The following is a 13,819-nucleotide window of genomic DNA, read 5'->3' as shown; positions in this document are numbered from 1 at the left end:
ACTATTGATGTATCAAACATTTTTAGTTTGGATGTAAAGGAGGGGTAATTTGACAAGTTCATGCTCAAAAGAAGCAATAATTTTATATAAATTACACTTCCTCAATAAAGAAGTAAGTTCGAAGTTTGAAGGGTGTACGGGTATGAGTCAATCTAGACTAGAGCTTATACTTCAGTTATATGAAGTAGGTGAAATTAGTCAAAAAGCACTTCAGCAAGAAGTGAATATTGATAATGCTGCGATTACGAGGCATTTAAAACAGCTGGAAGCAAACGGAATGATTACAAGACGTAAAAATCCAGATGATAACAGAATTACGTTAGTTACTCTTACAGAAGAGGGGCGAAATAAAATTCAAGTGTATCAAGAGGAAAAAGAGCGTTTCGCTACTTCAGCATTTAAAGGATTAAGTGAAGAAGAACGCGACAATCTTTTAACGATGTTAGACCGCATTCAAGAAAATATAAAAGAATTATAAAAAAGGGAGAATACAACTATGACAAACTTACTAAAAACAAATGACTTTAATGAAATTTTAACAGGACGCCGTTCAATTCGTAAATACGATCCAGCTGTAAAAATTAGCAAAGAGGAAATGACTGAAATTCTTACAGAAGCAACGCTTGCACCGTCTTCAGTAAATATGCAACCATGGAGATTCCTTGTTATTGAAAGTGACGAAGCAAAAGCAACACTTGCGCCACTTGCTAAATTTAACCAATCTCAAGTAGAAACATCTTCAGCAATGATTGCTGTATTTGGTGACTTAAACAACTTTGATAACGCAGAAGAAATTTACGGTACAGCAGTTGAGCGCGGTTTAATGCCAGCTGAAGTAAAAGAAGATCAAATGCAAAAACTTTCAGGTTACTTCTCAATGGTTACACCAGAAGTAATGAAAGATACTGTTTTAATTGATGGTGGTCTTGTAGCGATGCAATTTATGCTAGCAGCTCGTGCTCACGGTTATGACACTTGCCCAATTGGTGGATTTGAAAAAGACCAAATCGCAGAAGCATTCGGATTAGACAAAGAGCGTCACGTACCAGTAATGTTAATTTCAATCGGAAAAGCAGCTGACAGTGGTTATCAATCAGTACGTCTTCCAGTTGAAAAAGTTGCTGAGTGGAAGTAATTTAACATAGTACAGAAATAAGTGAGGTATGAAAGGGGAAACACCATGATTATTATTCACGCAATATTTCAAGTAGATCCAGCGAAACAACAACCATTTTTAGAAGAAATTCAGCCACTCATTCATGGTTCAAGAGAAGAAAGTGGAAATGTATCCTATGACCTTTATAAAGATACAGAAAATGAAAATGTCTATACGATGGTAGAAGTATGGAAAGATAAAGAAGCAGTTGCGAGTCATAATACGAGTGAACATTATACTGCCTTCGTTAGTAAAGCACCACAATTTTTAACTGCTCCACTTGATATAAAAGCTTATAATGGAGAGTTAGTAAAATAATATGATAAAAAGATATCCTTAGCGTATTGCTAAGGGTATCTTTTTTATTTTGATAGGAACATATTTACTTCTACTGCAATGTGTTATAATTTGGAAAATGATAATTCTTAATTTTCAGAATAAATAAAGGCAGGAGATAAATATATGAGCATATTAAAGAAAATTACTAACAATATTTCGAAGGTTATTATAGGGAAAGATGAATCAATTGAGCTGGCTGCAATAGCTCTTATAGCAAGAGGACATATTTTATTAGAAGATGTACCTGGGACGGGAAAAACGACATTAGCGAAAAGTTTGGCTAAAAGTGTGGACGCTAAGTTTCAAAGAATACAATTTACAGCGGATACTTTGCCTGGAGATGTTATTGGTCTTGAATATTTCGATGTGAAGGAATCGGATTTTAAAACGAGGTTAGGACCTATTTTTGCAAATATAGTATTAGTGGATGAAATTAATCGGGCTGTACCGAGAACACAATCTTCGTTACTTGAAGTTATGGAAGAACGTACTGTTACAATTGCGAAACAGACACATTCACTACCAGAACCTTTTTTAGTAATTGCAACGCAAAATCCTCTTGAATCGGCTGGTACATTTCCTTTACCTGATGCTCAATTAGACCGATTTTTACTTACGATTCGGCAAGGTTATCCTACGAGAGAAGCAGAAAAGGAGATGATGAATCGTTTTCAAACGAATGATCCGTTAGAAACGTTACATTCAATTATTTCAACTGAAGAAATTATTACAGTGCAAAAACGAGCAAGAGAAGTGTTAGTAGGGAATGATGTGCAAGATTATTTACTTGAAATTATTGAGGCAACGCGTAAACATGAGTTAATTGAAATTGGTGTAAGCCCGCGGGGGACGTTGGCATTTATGAGAGTGATTCAAGCACGGGCAATATTAAATGAAAGAGATTATTGTACGCCAGATGATATAAAGACGCTGGCTGCATCCGTTTGCGCTCATCGTTTAACGTTAACGATTGAGGGAGAGATGAAAACGACGAAAGAACAAATCATGAAAGAAATTCTTGGTGCGATTAGTGTGCCAGTGGAGAATGTACGATGAATCAACAGCTTGTGTATACACCTTTAGCGGAGCCTTTCGTAATGGGAGTTATGTCAGTTGTAGCCGTTATTTTATGTGTATTTTCAAGTAATCTATTGTTTTTATCTCTCGTATTTTTGTATGTAATTTTAATAGGTGCTATGTATGTATACATACGTAAAGTATCTCGTGTTGAATGGGAATACAGTCAGGGGAATTCAAATGTTTTTATAGGTGAAACGAATATGTGCAAAATTAAAGTTTCAAACAAGTCGATATTTCCTATTCTTAATATCGTATTTCGATTTAAATGTGAAAATAAGCTAACTTGGAATCATGATGAAATAAACAAAAATCATAGTACAGGTTCAAATTATTATATGAATTTTAATTTAAAAGGAAGAGAGTCAGTTTCATTTGATTTGCAAGCTGTAGCGTTAAAAAGAGGAATTGCGAAATGGGAAGAAGTTGAAATTGTCATTACTGATCTCTTTGGATTCATAACGAACCATATAACATATAAACAAGTTGATACGCCCTCCTATTTAGTCTTACCAGCTGTGCCGAAAATACAAGTGCCTGAATTACAAGAATGGTCACGGGGATTTCGAAAAGCGATGTCTTCACCGCTATATGATGAAACGAAAGTAATGGGAGTGAAGTCTTATGAAAATGAAGATTTTCGTTCTATCCACTGGAGTGCAACAGCGAAAACAGGGACGATAACTGCGAAAAAGTATGAGCGAACGCAATCAGATAAATACGCGATTTATCTCAACTTGCAAAACAAAAGTGGCGTTTCTTTGCGAAAGGATACAGAAGAACTAATTGAATTAACAGCAGGCATATGCAAGCAACTGCTTTTGCAAGATTGTTCATTTGAATTATGGATTAATAGTGTGAAAGATAACGGTTTGCTACATATAAAGAACGGGGATAATCGGAAACATTTGCAAAATGTATTAAAAGTACTTGCCTCAATATCGGACCAAGATACGCCTGTATCATCTTCTTATTTTTACACAGCTGGCTTTCGTCGTAAGGAATTGGATGCAGTTCCTTTAATTTTGGGTACTTCTCCAAAGAAATATAGTAGAACGAATAAATGGATTGTAATTAAAGAATAAGAAGGGATTTATGTCATGTGGAATAAAAAACGGCATATGAAAGTGAAGTTTTGGAGTGTAAGAGCTTTAATCATACTTTTCTTTGCGATTAGTGCAATATCGTTATCACAAGGTGTGGTGCATGTACAGAACATAGTAAAAGAACGTTTTTTTAGTGAAAAGAAATCTGAAAAAATTTATAAGGAAACAATAAATCCTAATAATACGGAAGATTATGAAACACCTATTGAAAAGAAAAAAGTAGGAGATAATGGAGAAAGAACAACAACGGGTAAAAAATTTAAAGATTTCGAAAAGAAAAATTCATGGGGAGCCATATTTTCTTTTCTTTCAAATTCATGGATTACTGTATTTTTTTATGTAGTTATTGTAGCGGTAATTATATATTTTCTTTATAAATCAGTTAGGAAAAAGTTAATGAAATCAGAAATAGAACAGGAGAAACAATCGGTAATGAAAGAATATACGGTAAGAACCGAAAAAAACGAGAAAGTGAAGCATCGGTTAAAGCGACCATTACCTACAGATACGATAAGGAAAGCGTTAGTTGAATGGGAAAAGACTTTACCATTTCATGAACAGAGAAGGTCCTATGAAACGATGCAACAATGGTTAAAACGAATATGTAGAACGAGAGACATTATTCCGTTGTATGAATCAGTTCGCTATGGAGAAAAGACTTATACGGAATTAGATGTAGAAAAAACAATGAAGTGGATAGAGGGGGATGGGAAATTGGATTAAGTTAAAATAATTGAACGAAAGAGAATTAGGAATTACAAGGTGTAATGTTTCATGTATTATCCACCTTAATTCAATATTCATAGTATGAAAGGTGGAAAACAAAAATATCTGCAGGGGTGAGGTGAATAAAGAATGTTTCGTAATTGTTTTTACAATGAGAAGCAAATGCGTCCTTTAGGGGGGCAGGGGCCTGCACAAAGTACTATTCAAGCTGTTCATCATGCTATACAAGCGCAGCAACAAGCATTTCAAGCACAGCAAATGCAGGAAATCCATAATCCATCACAATCGTATTATTCATTACAGCCTTATTACCCATTACAATCGTATTATCCATCACAGTCCTATTATCCATCACAGTCTTATTATCCAATGTAGGTTAAAAAGGATGGTACGACTTTTTAATCGATTTCGTATGAAACTGTATATGATTGATAGCGAATGAAAGTAAAACGGAAATATTCTTTTTGTTGGAATTCATTCAAAAATAATTTGAAGAAAGCATTTTTTATTAAGTTTCAGGTTAACAAAAGAGGATTTGCTACGAATAGCAGGTCCTCTTTTTAAATGACAAAGAGGACCTGTGAATATTTAGAAGTAATCTATCAAAGCGGACCAATTAAACTTTAACAAAATAGTTATTTGAATAGGAAAAGGGAAAAGAATTAAGTTCACTCGTTCTTAAGAGTTTTCCCTTTGAAATTTACTTTTTGTTCGTTGTTCTATATACGTCTGAAATTGGTAAGTCCACGCCATGTAAATCTTGATTAATGCTTTTCTTTTTAACATTGGTATTGTCTGGATTAGTTGTTTCTTCCATCTGTTCTTGATCTTTACTAGGAGTATTTAGAGCATCTGATGACACGTGGTCAAGTTGTTGACTTAATAGATTTTTTTCATCCATGTTATGTAGCTCCTTTGTGAATTTAGATATAAAAACAATGTAATTAAAAATAGTTACTTAAATATTTTGTATCTTTGAATGGAATCATATGCAGAGATTAACTAATTATAAAAATTATTAGTACTTAATAAAATTGTAATCTTGTTAGAAAGGGGGGAAGGGGGAGAAGAAATTTTGGACAGTCTTCAAAATCTTAATTTGTTGGGCATGGGGTACCGCCACATTGCTATCAAGTTAAAAATCTGTTGTTCCCCAAAACGATAAAAATAAACTTCGGTACCATAAAAACACAAAATCTCCATTTAGGGGGTACTTTAAAATCTGAGCTTGATGGGTATGATATGGTGCTCCCATGAGGGATTAATGATTATTGAGTCTAAAATACAACACCTCTTTAAAGGGGAATGGATTTCTTGAGGTGAAAATAATAAAGTTATAAGTGAGTTTTGGGAACAGAATATATAAAATTTGGTTACATCCCGGCTAACTAAACCAGTATAATCGCTCATCATTTACCCTTTTTTCTGTTTATAAAAACATTGAAGATGAGAAGTTTAAGTATTATATAGTGAAAAATAAGAAGGATATTTTTCACTGCCTTAAAAAGTTCCTTAAGAAATAAATTCAAACATAAAAATAATTAAATGTATAGGAATCATAAGGCTGCAAGGCGATTCTTTAAGAAAGCTTTGCGGTCTTTTCATGTCTCTAATACCTGGGTAATTATAGTTGATAAAAATCCAGCACTTTTTCCTTTTTTGTAAAAATGAGTTTTGATTTGAAAACGGCTGTCCAAATCGGTTTATTTTGCGTTTTGATGAAGAAGTTAATACAATAGGTCTTATTCATTATAAAACGCATGTAAAGATAGATACAGGCTTTACATGTGTTTTTAGGGAAAATGAAAAGGGTACTCATTATTTATGACTTAAATTCTTTCTCTACGAACTGGTGAATTGCTTCATTTCGATTCTTCAGCCTATTTTCATGCCAATAATTCTCTATTTGTTCCACTTGTTCTTTTGTAAATGTAACTAAATTTTCATGTATGGGGAAAGCTTGTTATAATAGTGGAGAATAACTTGGGTACAATTGATAATGAAATGGGGAAAGACGCTAGATGAAAGCAACCGGAGTGACTAGAAAAGTAGATGATTTAGGGCGTGTGGTAATTCCAAAGGAACTTAGAAATACGCTAGGTATTAAAGAAAAATCACCATTAGAGATCTTTGTAGAAGGTGAAGACATTGTTTTACAGAAATATCAGCCCGGTGGTGTTTGTGCATTAACAGGAGAGGTATCAAATCGTAACATATCATTAGCAAACGGTAAGATAACATTAAGCCCAGAAGGTGCAGAACTATTAATAAAAGAAGTAGAACAGTACCTTGTAAAATAAGTGGCTTCTTTCAAGGGACTTTTATTAAAATTAATATAGTAATTTCGTGTATCGTAATATTTAGTTAGTTTATATTTTCGTATCGGTTTTAGAAAACAAAATCTGGTGGGATTTATCGAATTCTCTGAACGTAAATTGCATGAGAAACATATGTAAAAAGGAAAAAATAATAAAAAGGCTAGTTAGTCCATTATAAGAGCTAACTAGCCTTTTATTTACTAAAGTAAACCTTAATAAAGTAAATAACTCTCGGCTGGTCCCCACTAATCACTTTCACCTGAATACACTTTTAAGTGTTCCGTTGCTATAGATATGGCATGATTTTCTGTATCAATTAACGATAACCCCTGCTTAATAGGAGCCCAATACTCATATCCGTAATCCTCAAACCACGCAAAAACTTCTGTAGTGTAAAAACCATCATTTCGTTTGATAACATGAACTTTGTATCTTTTACTTGTAGAAACAATCTCTTTAATGATTTCTTTCATTGTCTATCTCCCTCTACCTTTTATCCAGAGTGTACTACATCAAGAATATAGATGATGAAAGGTATTTTGATTGCATAAGGTATTCATATTAAGTTTACATAACACATCAATATCAGTATGAATATATCTAGAAACAAAAAAAATTCTTTGTATGTTGGCTGTTAAATACGGTCTTTTCCAAAACCAATCATGATTTCACCTTCATGGTAAAATTCTATAACAAAATTATTTGGACAAAAAAGATAAGTGTCGCTACCAACCGCCGTTACATCGCCAATATTACGTAATATATCGTTTAAATTTGCATAGAGAACAGGAGTAGGTCCGGTACTCCAGAGGATATAGACTTTACTTTCCAATGGGATAAGATGAGATATTTGATTCATGGAGTCAATGGCATGTTTAAGGGAAACCTTATTCCAACTGATTCGTCCCCACCATTCAAAAGGGTAAGAGTCATTTAATAATTTGTATATTTCTGATCCTCTTTCAGGAGATAATTCTTTAGTTTCAGCACCTAACACGCAGATGCATTCATCATATAAAGCACCATGAGTAGGTTTATGCCTTTTTCTATTTGCTTCAAGAAGTTTTAAGAGTCTTTGAGACCTGTTGTTTTTATTCATCATCCAGCCCACCATAAGGTAAATGAAAATATATAATAAAATCTTTATAAACAGATAAAAACCTTTTTATTTCTTGACTAATATCTTCTAGATTCCCATATATATTATCTGCGGCTAAATTAATTTCTTCATTGAAATTATACAGCTGTTCATCTATATAATCGAATCCCTCACAGCAATTATTATGTACTAATTTAAATATAAATGGTTTTATTTTCAATGCATTTTCTCCAGTTATAATAAATTTCTCACATAAAAGTCCCAGTATAATTTTCACTGGTAATTTTTCATCATATCTTCCCTTTATGTTTTTTAATTTAGCTGCAATATCGACCAATTTATCATTACTGGATAAAGAAACGTCAATAATTTCATTAGCAGGGAGTTTGGCAGAGCATGTACCATATGTCAAACCTTTCCCTGTCTCTTGGTATGCGTTATCCCATAGAGATAAGAAATAATTGAATACAAAACGAGAACATCCGATCGTTTTATTGATTAGGGTTGCTTGTGCTTTATTTGGATAGATACGAAATTTATATGCTGTATTGATTATCATTCCATTCACCTCCATTTCTATATGCGTCTATTATACAACAAACATATATTCGATAGGTAGTGAAGTAATAGTTTATGTATGTCGAACAATTAAGATGGCTTCCTGCCATCTCTTGTCCGAAGCCAATTCATCTCCCACCTACTCACTAAGCGTTCCTTGAGGAAGGAGTCTTCTTGGCTAAAATGATAAAAAATTATCTTGGATGCAAGAGGATTTTTTTATTGGGAATAGTAAGGATGAGGGGAGGTGCATTACATATGGGAAAAGGTAGAAGTAATAATGCTGGTAAAAAACAACCGAATTTCGATGATTCGTCTAATTTCGCTAAACAAAGCCAACCGACAGAAAAGAAGAAGAAATAAGAAAAGGAGCTCTCTTTATCAAGAGAGCTCCTTTTTAAAATATTGACGTACCGATCACTCAACCAAATAGTCACAAGTGTAGTTTTGAATTCGATCACAAAGTGAAATGGAAGGAAGATGTTAGGAAAAACGTAGAAAGATTAAATTTCTATGTTTTTTTGCATCCATTCAATGCTACATATGTACATATTCATTATTGAAGTTATTAACAATAAAATGTATTATAGAAAAGCACAATTTTTAATTCAAGTAAGCGGGAATGTGTATTCATAATAAATAAAATATTCAGAAATGATAGTATTGTCTGGGAAACGAGGTGGAATTAATAGAGACATTACATATTAAATGGTATGGATTGTATAGTTTAAATGACTTTTACAGTAGAGAAGAAGCTTTTAAGAAGGTTATAAACAAAGAGATAATGCTCTATATAGAAAAAAATAAAGGCGCTTTATACAAAAGATAAGGGGACTTCATAAAGATTCGTTTTGTCATGAAAGCGAATTAAAGGTTAGATTAGGAATAATAGAATTCCCTAGTGGCGAAAGCTGTTCTGAAAAGAAGGTAAAAGAGGTAAAATCTCTTTTAATTTTACGGCATATCCATTGGAAAGCGCAAACTAAAGAGGGCATTTGATTTTAAAAATTATAAATCGGTGAAGAAGAGGCTTAATTGTTAAAAGTATACTTAAGTACAGAAACTTATCAATCTTTAATTTATTAAACTATTTTTGAATAACATATGTCAGATACTTGAAAAAGAATAAATTTTATTATTTTTATATGGAATTCTGTATGGGAAGTGTAGTTCATTTTTATTATTTAATAAAAATATTAAGATTCTTAGGAAGAATACGTAAAGATTAGTGGCGAAAATAAACACGGAGGTTTGAAAAATGGGACAAGGAAGCAGGTTTCAAGCAAAACAACAAAATCGTCGTAATAAGGGGATATTTAATATCGCATTTAGTGTGGTATTAGTAACAGTTGGCATAGTGACATATCAGTTGTTTTTCACTTCTGATACATCAGAGAAAGCAATTGCTCAAGAAAAGAAAGCAACAAAGATAGAAGAAAAGAAAAACGAAGATAAAGAAGCAACAAAGATAGAAGAAAAGAAAAACGAAGATAAAGAAGCGGCAAAGGTAGAAGAAAAGAAAAATGAAGATAAAGAAGCGGCAAAGGTAGAAGAAAAGAAAAATGAAGATAAAGAAGCGGCAAAAATAGAAGAAAAGAAAAACGGAGATAAAGAAACAGCACATTTAGAAGAGAAACAAAAAGTAGAAGAACCTGTAAAAACGAACGAAAATGAAAATAAAGAGGGAGAAAAAACGATATCTCAAGAAAAGGGTTCTCAAACTAATCCTTCTTGGAAGCCAATTGGTACAGAGCAAGGAGCAAAACCTGCAATGAAATTTAAAGAAGGAACAGCAGATTGGAATGAGATGAAAAAAGCAATTTCATATGCTGTTGATGTTCCAGAGAGTCAATTGATTTTTGATTTTATTGGGAATAATGGTAATAATAAAGCCTACGGTAATGTACGAGATAAGCAAAGTAATAAAAAATATAAGGTTGATATTGATTGGGTAGAGAATCAGGGTTGGAAACCAGTATCTGTTCAAGTGGTAAAATAAATAAGAGAACTGTAAATGCTATCCGCTCTTGTTGTGAGGGACTAAGCTATTATAGTATAGATAAGATAAACTTGATTCTATATCGTGCCGTTGATTCTGAAGGAAACACGATTGACTTTTATTTGAGTAAATCTAGAGATCATAAGGCTGCAAAGCACTTTTTCAAGAAAGCTTTGCAGTCTTTTCATGTTTCAAAGCCTCGTGTTATAACAGTCGATAAGAATCCTGCTTTTCCAATTGCTATCGAACAGTTGAAGGAAGGAAAAGGATACCAATAGGCACCGAAATCCGAAGGATAAAATATTTAAATAACATAGTAGAACAAGAGCCTCGTTTTATTAAAAAACGTATACGCTCTATGTTGGGATTTAAATCATACAAAACATCAGCTTCTATATTGAGTGGTGTGGAAGCCATGCATACGCTCAAAAAAGAACAAATTGATTTGCAGGACCAGTCTGTCCAAAATCAGAATATTTTTATCAACCAGCTGTTTGGATTAACTACTTAACAGGTAATTTCGTTAGGAATCCATGATTCTTTTTTATTTATCATTTTTTTGCACCAGAACCCCATATCGCTATTAAGCTAACAAAGAGACTAATAATACCAAGGAAAGGCTTTCTTTTCAATAGGATACATTCTATCAATAAGAGAAATATGTAATTATGCATATCCTTTTTTATTATTTCAATAGTATCAAAGCTTAATATATAATTAAAAGGTTTTTAAATGGATTGATAAGGAGATGCGAGTATGAAGAAAATCATAGGACTTATAGTATCATTATTTTTATTATTTTCTACTTATGCACCAATGTTTACAGAAGCAGCCGAAGTTTTAAATAAAGTAGGCTGAGTGAAGAAAATAGAGAGCCTGCTCGTAATGAGTAGACCTTTTTTATAACGTTTCTTTATAGGAAACCCGTTATATATGCGTTATAGATCATATGCACAATGTCAGTCCTTGATACGTCTGTAAAAAACGTATCAAAAGGTGTACTTTTTGATACACAGCATATAACTTTTTAATTAACTAAGCAAATTTCCCTTTGTCGGGGGGATGAGCAAAAAAACTAGTTTAAAAATTTTCACACCAGAAACAGATAACGCGATAAAGTATTAGTTACTGTGCGTGTAATTATAAAAAAAAGAGCCTTCCCAAATGATGTTTTTAATAGTTTAGTTTATATGATTTTAGGAAATTAATAGCATTTTATACCACTATTATTTACCTAATTTCCAAGAAATAGAGGTGATTGTAGGTGACTAAACCTTTTAAAAAAAATAGTCGTTATATGGCTGGATTAGACAGTCTAAGGGGCCTAGCTATACTAGGTGTTATTTTGTATCATATTAACTTTAATTGGATGCCTGGAGGATTTTTAGGGGTTACTGTATTTTTTGTACTCTCAGGTTATTTAATTACAGATATTCTAGCGATGGAGTGGAAGAGAAATAAGAGAATTGATTTGAAGAAATTCTGGCTTAGTAGGGCAAGGAGATTGCTTCCAGCAATGTTTGTTATGCTCGTTATAACGTTGGCATGGATTACGATTTTTCATAGCTCTTTACTTGAAAAAATGCGTGGAGACTCATTAGCGGCGTTATTTTATGTTAGTAACTGGTGGTATATTTATCATAAATTATCTTATTTTGATAGCTTTGGTCAGCCTTCTCCACTAAATCATTTTTGGTCGTTAGCTGTTGAGGAACAATTTTATGTGGTTTGGCCGTTCGTCATTAGTTTAGGATTTTATTACATAAAAAAACAATCACGCATGATCTTATTTATTTGTCTAGGAGCAATTGCATCTGCTTTAGCAATGGCAATTCTATATGAACCAGGCTCTGACCCAAGTAGAATTTATTACGGTACTGATACACGGGCTTTTTCTTTATTAATTGGAGCGGCGCTTGCTTTAATTTGGCCAAGCAGTAGACTTGCGAATAAAATTATTCCGCAAGCACGTCTTATTCTTGATGTTATTGGGGGAGTTGCTCTTAGTATCATTCTCATTATGTTTTGGAAGACGAATCAATATGAGCCGTTTCTATACCGTGGGGGAATGGTCCTTTTATCAATTGCTACAGCCTTGTTAGTCGCTAACCTTGCGCATCCGGCTATCAGAATCGCACTATTTTTGAGATTTAGACCACTGCGTTGGATGGGCGTGCGATCATATGGAATATATCTTTGGCATTATCCGATTATTACATTGACGACTCCGAAGGTAAATGCTGGAGAGTTTTCGATTACAAGAGCAATTCTTCAATTTCTCCTAATTATAGTTATTGCACAAATTTCGTGGAAGTTTATTGAAAATCCAATACGAAAAGGTGCATTGAAGAATATTCGGATTAAAAACTTGAAAATAAGAAACTTAACTGTAAGTGGTAAGTTAGCTTTAATATGTGCAGTATTTATTTCTTCGATAGCTACTTTTGGATTAACAACAGCTACTAAAGCAAAGGAGAATCCTCCAAAAGATAAGGTGGAAGCTGTGCAAGAAGAGCAGGCTAAACATCCCGTTGCAGTTTGGGATAAACCAGCTAATGAACCACCTCAAAATAAAGAAGAACAAAAAGAAGCGATTCCCGCACAGCCTAAAGACCCTCTAACAGTTACAGCTGTAGGAGATTCAATCATGATTGATATTGCTCCGTATTTAAAAAATACTTTTCCTAATATTAGGATTGATGCGGAAATAGGGCGGCAAATGTCCAAAGCAATCCCTGCTGTGGAACAGCTAAAGAATGAGGGGAATTTAGGAAATCATGTCATTATTGGATTAGGTACAAATGGAGCCTTTACTAAGGAGCAATTAGCATCATTAATAAAAGTGATTGGGGATGAACGTAAAATTATATTAATTAATACGAGAGTACCACGTCCGTGGGAATCGTTGGTGAATGAGAAGTTAAAAGAAGCAGCATCAGCTTACAAAAATGTAGTGTTAGTTGATTGGTATGCAGCAAGTGCTGGAAATCAGGCATACTTTGAACCAGATGGCGTACATTTAACGAAAACAGGTGCAGAAGCATATGCTGCCCTTGTAGCAAAAGCAGTGAATCAATAGAGAGTACGGAAACGATTCTGATGAAAAGATTTACAAAACGTATTTACGAAATTCTAACAAAAGAAAATGAATTTAACGGATTACCAGAAAGAATTCTCCTTCCTCAAGCGTGCACAGGGCGTAGCCCAACGATAGGTGGGAGATGAATTTCAGTTTGGCGTAGCCAAAAAGCACGTAACTGTTAAGATCAAAAGTGTGGGTAGAAAATTATGGTGAAGCAATCGCTGGTGATACCGGTAGTGCCATTAAAGGTAATCGTATTGATGTTTTAGTAGGTTCAAAAAGTAAGGCCATGAATTGGGGAAGACAAACTGTTAAAGTAAAAGTTCTATGATAATTATGGTTACCCAAATAGAAGTCAG

At 33.5% G+C, this 13,819-nt stretch carries 14 protein-coding genes and 5 pseudogenes; 15 read left to right on the top strand and 4 right to left on the bottom strand.

All coding sequences use genetic code 11. The features are described 5' to 3' along the window. Nucleotides 1-49: 49 nt before the first annotated feature. The 7 genes from LUS72_RS15135 (at nt 50) to LUS72_RS15105 (ending at nt 4,779) form a co-directional block, all read left to right on the top strand. Entirely contained in the window at nt 50-478 is a 429-nt protein-coding gene (locus tag LUS72_RS15135; protein ID WP_097830200.1) for a MarR family winged helix-turn-helix transcriptional regulator, read from the top strand. Nucleotides 479-496: 18 nt separating this feature from the next. Further along, nucleotides 497-1,135, top strand: a complete 639-nt coding sequence (locus LUS72_RS15130) for a nitroreductase family protein (protein WP_097830199.1) — start codon at nt 497-499, stop codon at nt 1,133-1,135. Nucleotides 1,136-1,180: 45 nt separating this feature from the next. Then, complete coding sequence (locus tag LUS72_RS15125) at nt 1,181-1,474, top strand: putative quinol monooxygenase (protein WP_264446937.1); 294 nt, start codon at nt 1,181-1,183, stop codon at nt 1,472-1,474. A gap of 144 nt (nt 1,475-1,618) precedes the next feature. Further along, on the top strand, nt 1,619-2,551 hold the full coding sequence (locus LUS72_RS15120) for an AAA family ATPase (protein WP_097830197.1): 933 nt from the start codon (nt 1,619-1,621) through the stop codon (nt 2,549-2,551). Then, entirely contained in the window at nt 2,548-3,657 is a 1,110-nt protein-coding gene (locus tag LUS72_RS15115) for a DUF58 domain-containing protein (RefSeq protein ID WP_097830196.1), read from the top strand. The genes LUS72_RS15120 and LUS72_RS15115 overlap by 4 nt, the downstream gene beginning before the upstream one ends. A 15-nt stretch (nt 3,658-3,672) precedes the next feature. Beyond that, a complete protein-coding gene (locus tag LUS72_RS15110) occupies nt 3,673-4,401 on the top strand; it encodes a hypothetical protein (protein WP_097830195.1) in 729 nt (242 codons plus the stop codon). A gap of 132 nt (nt 4,402-4,533) precedes the next feature. Next, nucleotides 4,534-4,779, top strand: a complete 246-nt coding sequence (locus LUS72_RS15105; RefSeq protein WP_097830194.1) for a DUF3947 family protein — start codon at nt 4,534-4,536, stop codon at nt 4,777-4,779. 325 nt (nt 4,780-5,104) lie between these two features. On the opposite strand, the gene LUS72_RS15100 is transcribed toward LUS72_RS15105, so the two are convergent. Continuing rightward, nucleotides 5,105-5,305, bottom strand: coding sequence for a hypothetical protein (locus tag LUS72_RS15100; RefSeq protein WP_264446932.1), 201 nt, complete (start codon nt 5,303-5,305; stop codon nt 5,105-5,107). A gap of 487 nt (nt 5,306-5,792) precedes the next feature. Here LUS72_RS15100 and LUS72_RS15095 point away from each other — a divergent pair. The 3 genes and pseudogenes from LUS72_RS15095 to LUS72_RS15085 all read left to right on the top strand — a co-directional run. Next, nucleotides 5,793-5,927 (top strand): annotated as a pseudogene (locus LUS72_RS15095) (sporulation protein YhbH); the annotation flags it as partial. Nucleotides 5,928-5,955: 28 nt separating this feature from the next. After that, a pseudogene (locus LUS72_RS15090) lies at nt 5,956-6,051 on the top strand (IS6 family transposase); the annotation flags it as partial. Nucleotides 6,052-6,425: 374 nt separating this feature from the next. Further along, nucleotides 6,426-6,704, top strand: a complete 279-nt coding sequence (locus LUS72_RS15085) for an AbrB/MazE/SpoVT family DNA-binding domain-containing protein (protein ID WP_000648339.1) — start codon at nt 6,426-6,428, stop codon at nt 6,702-6,704. A 263-nt stretch (nt 6,705-6,967) separates the two neighbouring features. Here the strand turns inward: LUS72_RS15085 and LUS72_RS15080 are convergent, their stop codons facing one another. From LUS72_RS15080 to LUS72_RS15070, 3 genes are all read right to left on the bottom strand, one after another. Continuing rightward, a complete protein-coding gene (locus LUS72_RS15080; RefSeq protein WP_097830192.1) occupies nt 6,968-7,195 on the bottom strand; it encodes a hypothetical protein in 228 nt (75 codons plus the stop codon). Between the two features lie 161 nt (nt 7,196-7,356). Further along, entirely contained in the window at nt 7,357-7,824 is a 468-nt protein-coding gene (locus LUS72_RS15075) for a CDI toxin immunity protein (RefSeq protein ID WP_097830191.1), read from the bottom strand. Further along, nucleotides 7,814-8,380 carry a helix-turn-helix domain-containing protein gene (locus LUS72_RS15070; RefSeq protein WP_097830190.1) on the bottom strand — a complete coding sequence of 189 codons (567 nt, stop codon included), beginning with the start codon at nt 8,378-8,380 and terminating at the stop codon, nt 7,814-7,816. The genes LUS72_RS15075 and LUS72_RS15070 overlap by 11 nt, the downstream gene beginning before the upstream one ends. A gap of 678 nt (nt 8,381-9,058) precedes the next feature. On the opposite strand from LUS72_RS15070, the pseudogene LUS72_RS15065 reads away from it, so the two are divergent. The 5 genes and pseudogenes from LUS72_RS15065 to LUS72_RS15045 form a co-directional block, all read left to right on the top strand. Then, nucleotides 9,059-9,401 (top strand): annotated as a pseudogene (locus LUS72_RS15065) (sodium:proton symporter). A gap of 236 nt (nt 9,402-9,637) precedes the next feature. After that, on the top strand, nt 9,638-10,378 hold the full coding sequence (locus tag LUS72_RS15060) for a YrrS family protein (RefSeq protein ID WP_264446919.1): 741 nt from the start codon (nt 9,638-9,640) through the stop codon (nt 10,376-10,378). 71 nt (nt 10,379-10,449) lie between these two features. Further along, nucleotides 10,450-10,889 (top strand): annotated as a pseudogene (locus tag LUS72_RS15055) (IS6 family transposase); the annotation flags it as partial. Between the two features lie 753 nt (nt 10,890-11,642). Continuing rightward, nucleotides 11,643-13,457, top strand: a complete 1,815-nt coding sequence (locus tag LUS72_RS15050) for an acyltransferase family protein (protein ID WP_264446917.1) — start codon at nt 11,643-11,645, stop codon at nt 13,455-13,457. Nucleotides 13,458-13,638: 181 nt separating this feature from the next. Further along, nucleotides 13,639-13,791: pseudogene (locus LUS72_RS15045) on the top strand (3D domain-containing protein); the annotation flags it as partial. Nucleotides 13,792-13,819: the final 28 nt, after the last annotated feature.

The organism is Bacillus cereus (assembly GCF_025917685.1).
Lineage (GTDB): Bacteria > Bacillota > Bacilli > Bacillales > Bacillaceae_G > Bacillus_A > Bacillus_A cereus_AT.
This window is presented reverse-complemented; position numbering and strand designations above follow the sequence as displayed.

Excerpts from the sequence above, each read along its gene's own strand:
- LUS72_RS15110 (WP_097830195.1), top strand. The coding sequence starts at position 3,673 with ATGTGGAATAAAAAACGGCATATGAAAGTGAAGTTTTGGAGTGTAAGA.
- LUS72_RS15120 (WP_097830197.1), top strand. The coding sequence starts at position 1,619 with ATGAGCATATTAAAGAAAATTACTAACAATATTTCGAAGGTTATTATA.
- LUS72_RS15130 (WP_097830199.1), top strand. The coding sequence starts at position 497 with ATGACAAACTTACTAAAAACAAATGACTTTAATGAAATTTTAACAGGA.
- LUS72_RS15085 (WP_000648339.1), top strand. The coding sequence starts at position 6,426 with ATGAAAGCAACCGGAGTGACTAGAAAAGTAGATGATTTAGGGCGTGTG.
- LUS72_RS15105 (WP_097830194.1), top strand. The coding sequence starts at position 4,534 with ATGTTTCGTAATTGTTTTTACAATGAGAAGCAAATGCGTCCTTTAGGG.
- LUS72_RS15080 (WP_097830192.1), bottom strand. The coding sequence starts at position 7,195 with ATGAAAGAAATCATTAAAGAGATTGTTTCTACAAGTAAAAGATACAAA.
- LUS72_RS15115 (WP_097830196.1), top strand. The coding sequence starts at position 2,548 with ATGAATCAACAGCTTGTGTATACACCTTTAGCGGAGCCTTTCGTAATG.
- LUS72_RS15125 (WP_264446937.1), top strand. The coding sequence starts at position 1,181 with ATGATTATTATTCACGCAATATTTCAAGTAGATCCAGCGAAACAACAA.
- LUS72_RS15070 (WP_097830190.1), bottom strand. The coding sequence starts at position 8,380 with ATGATAATCAATACAGCATATAAATTTCGTATCTATCCAAATAAAGCA.
- LUS72_RS15060 (WP_264446919.1), top strand. The coding sequence starts at position 9,638 with ATGGGACAAGGAAGCAGGTTTCAAGCAAAACAACAAAATCGTCGTAAT.
- LUS72_RS15100 (WP_264446932.1), bottom strand. The coding sequence starts at position 5,305 with ATGGATGAAAAAAATCTATTAAGTCAACAACTTGACCACGTGTCATCA.
- LUS72_RS15075 (WP_097830191.1), bottom strand. The coding sequence starts at position 7,824 with ATGATGAATAAAAACAACAGGTCTCAAAGACTCTTAAAACTTCTTGAA.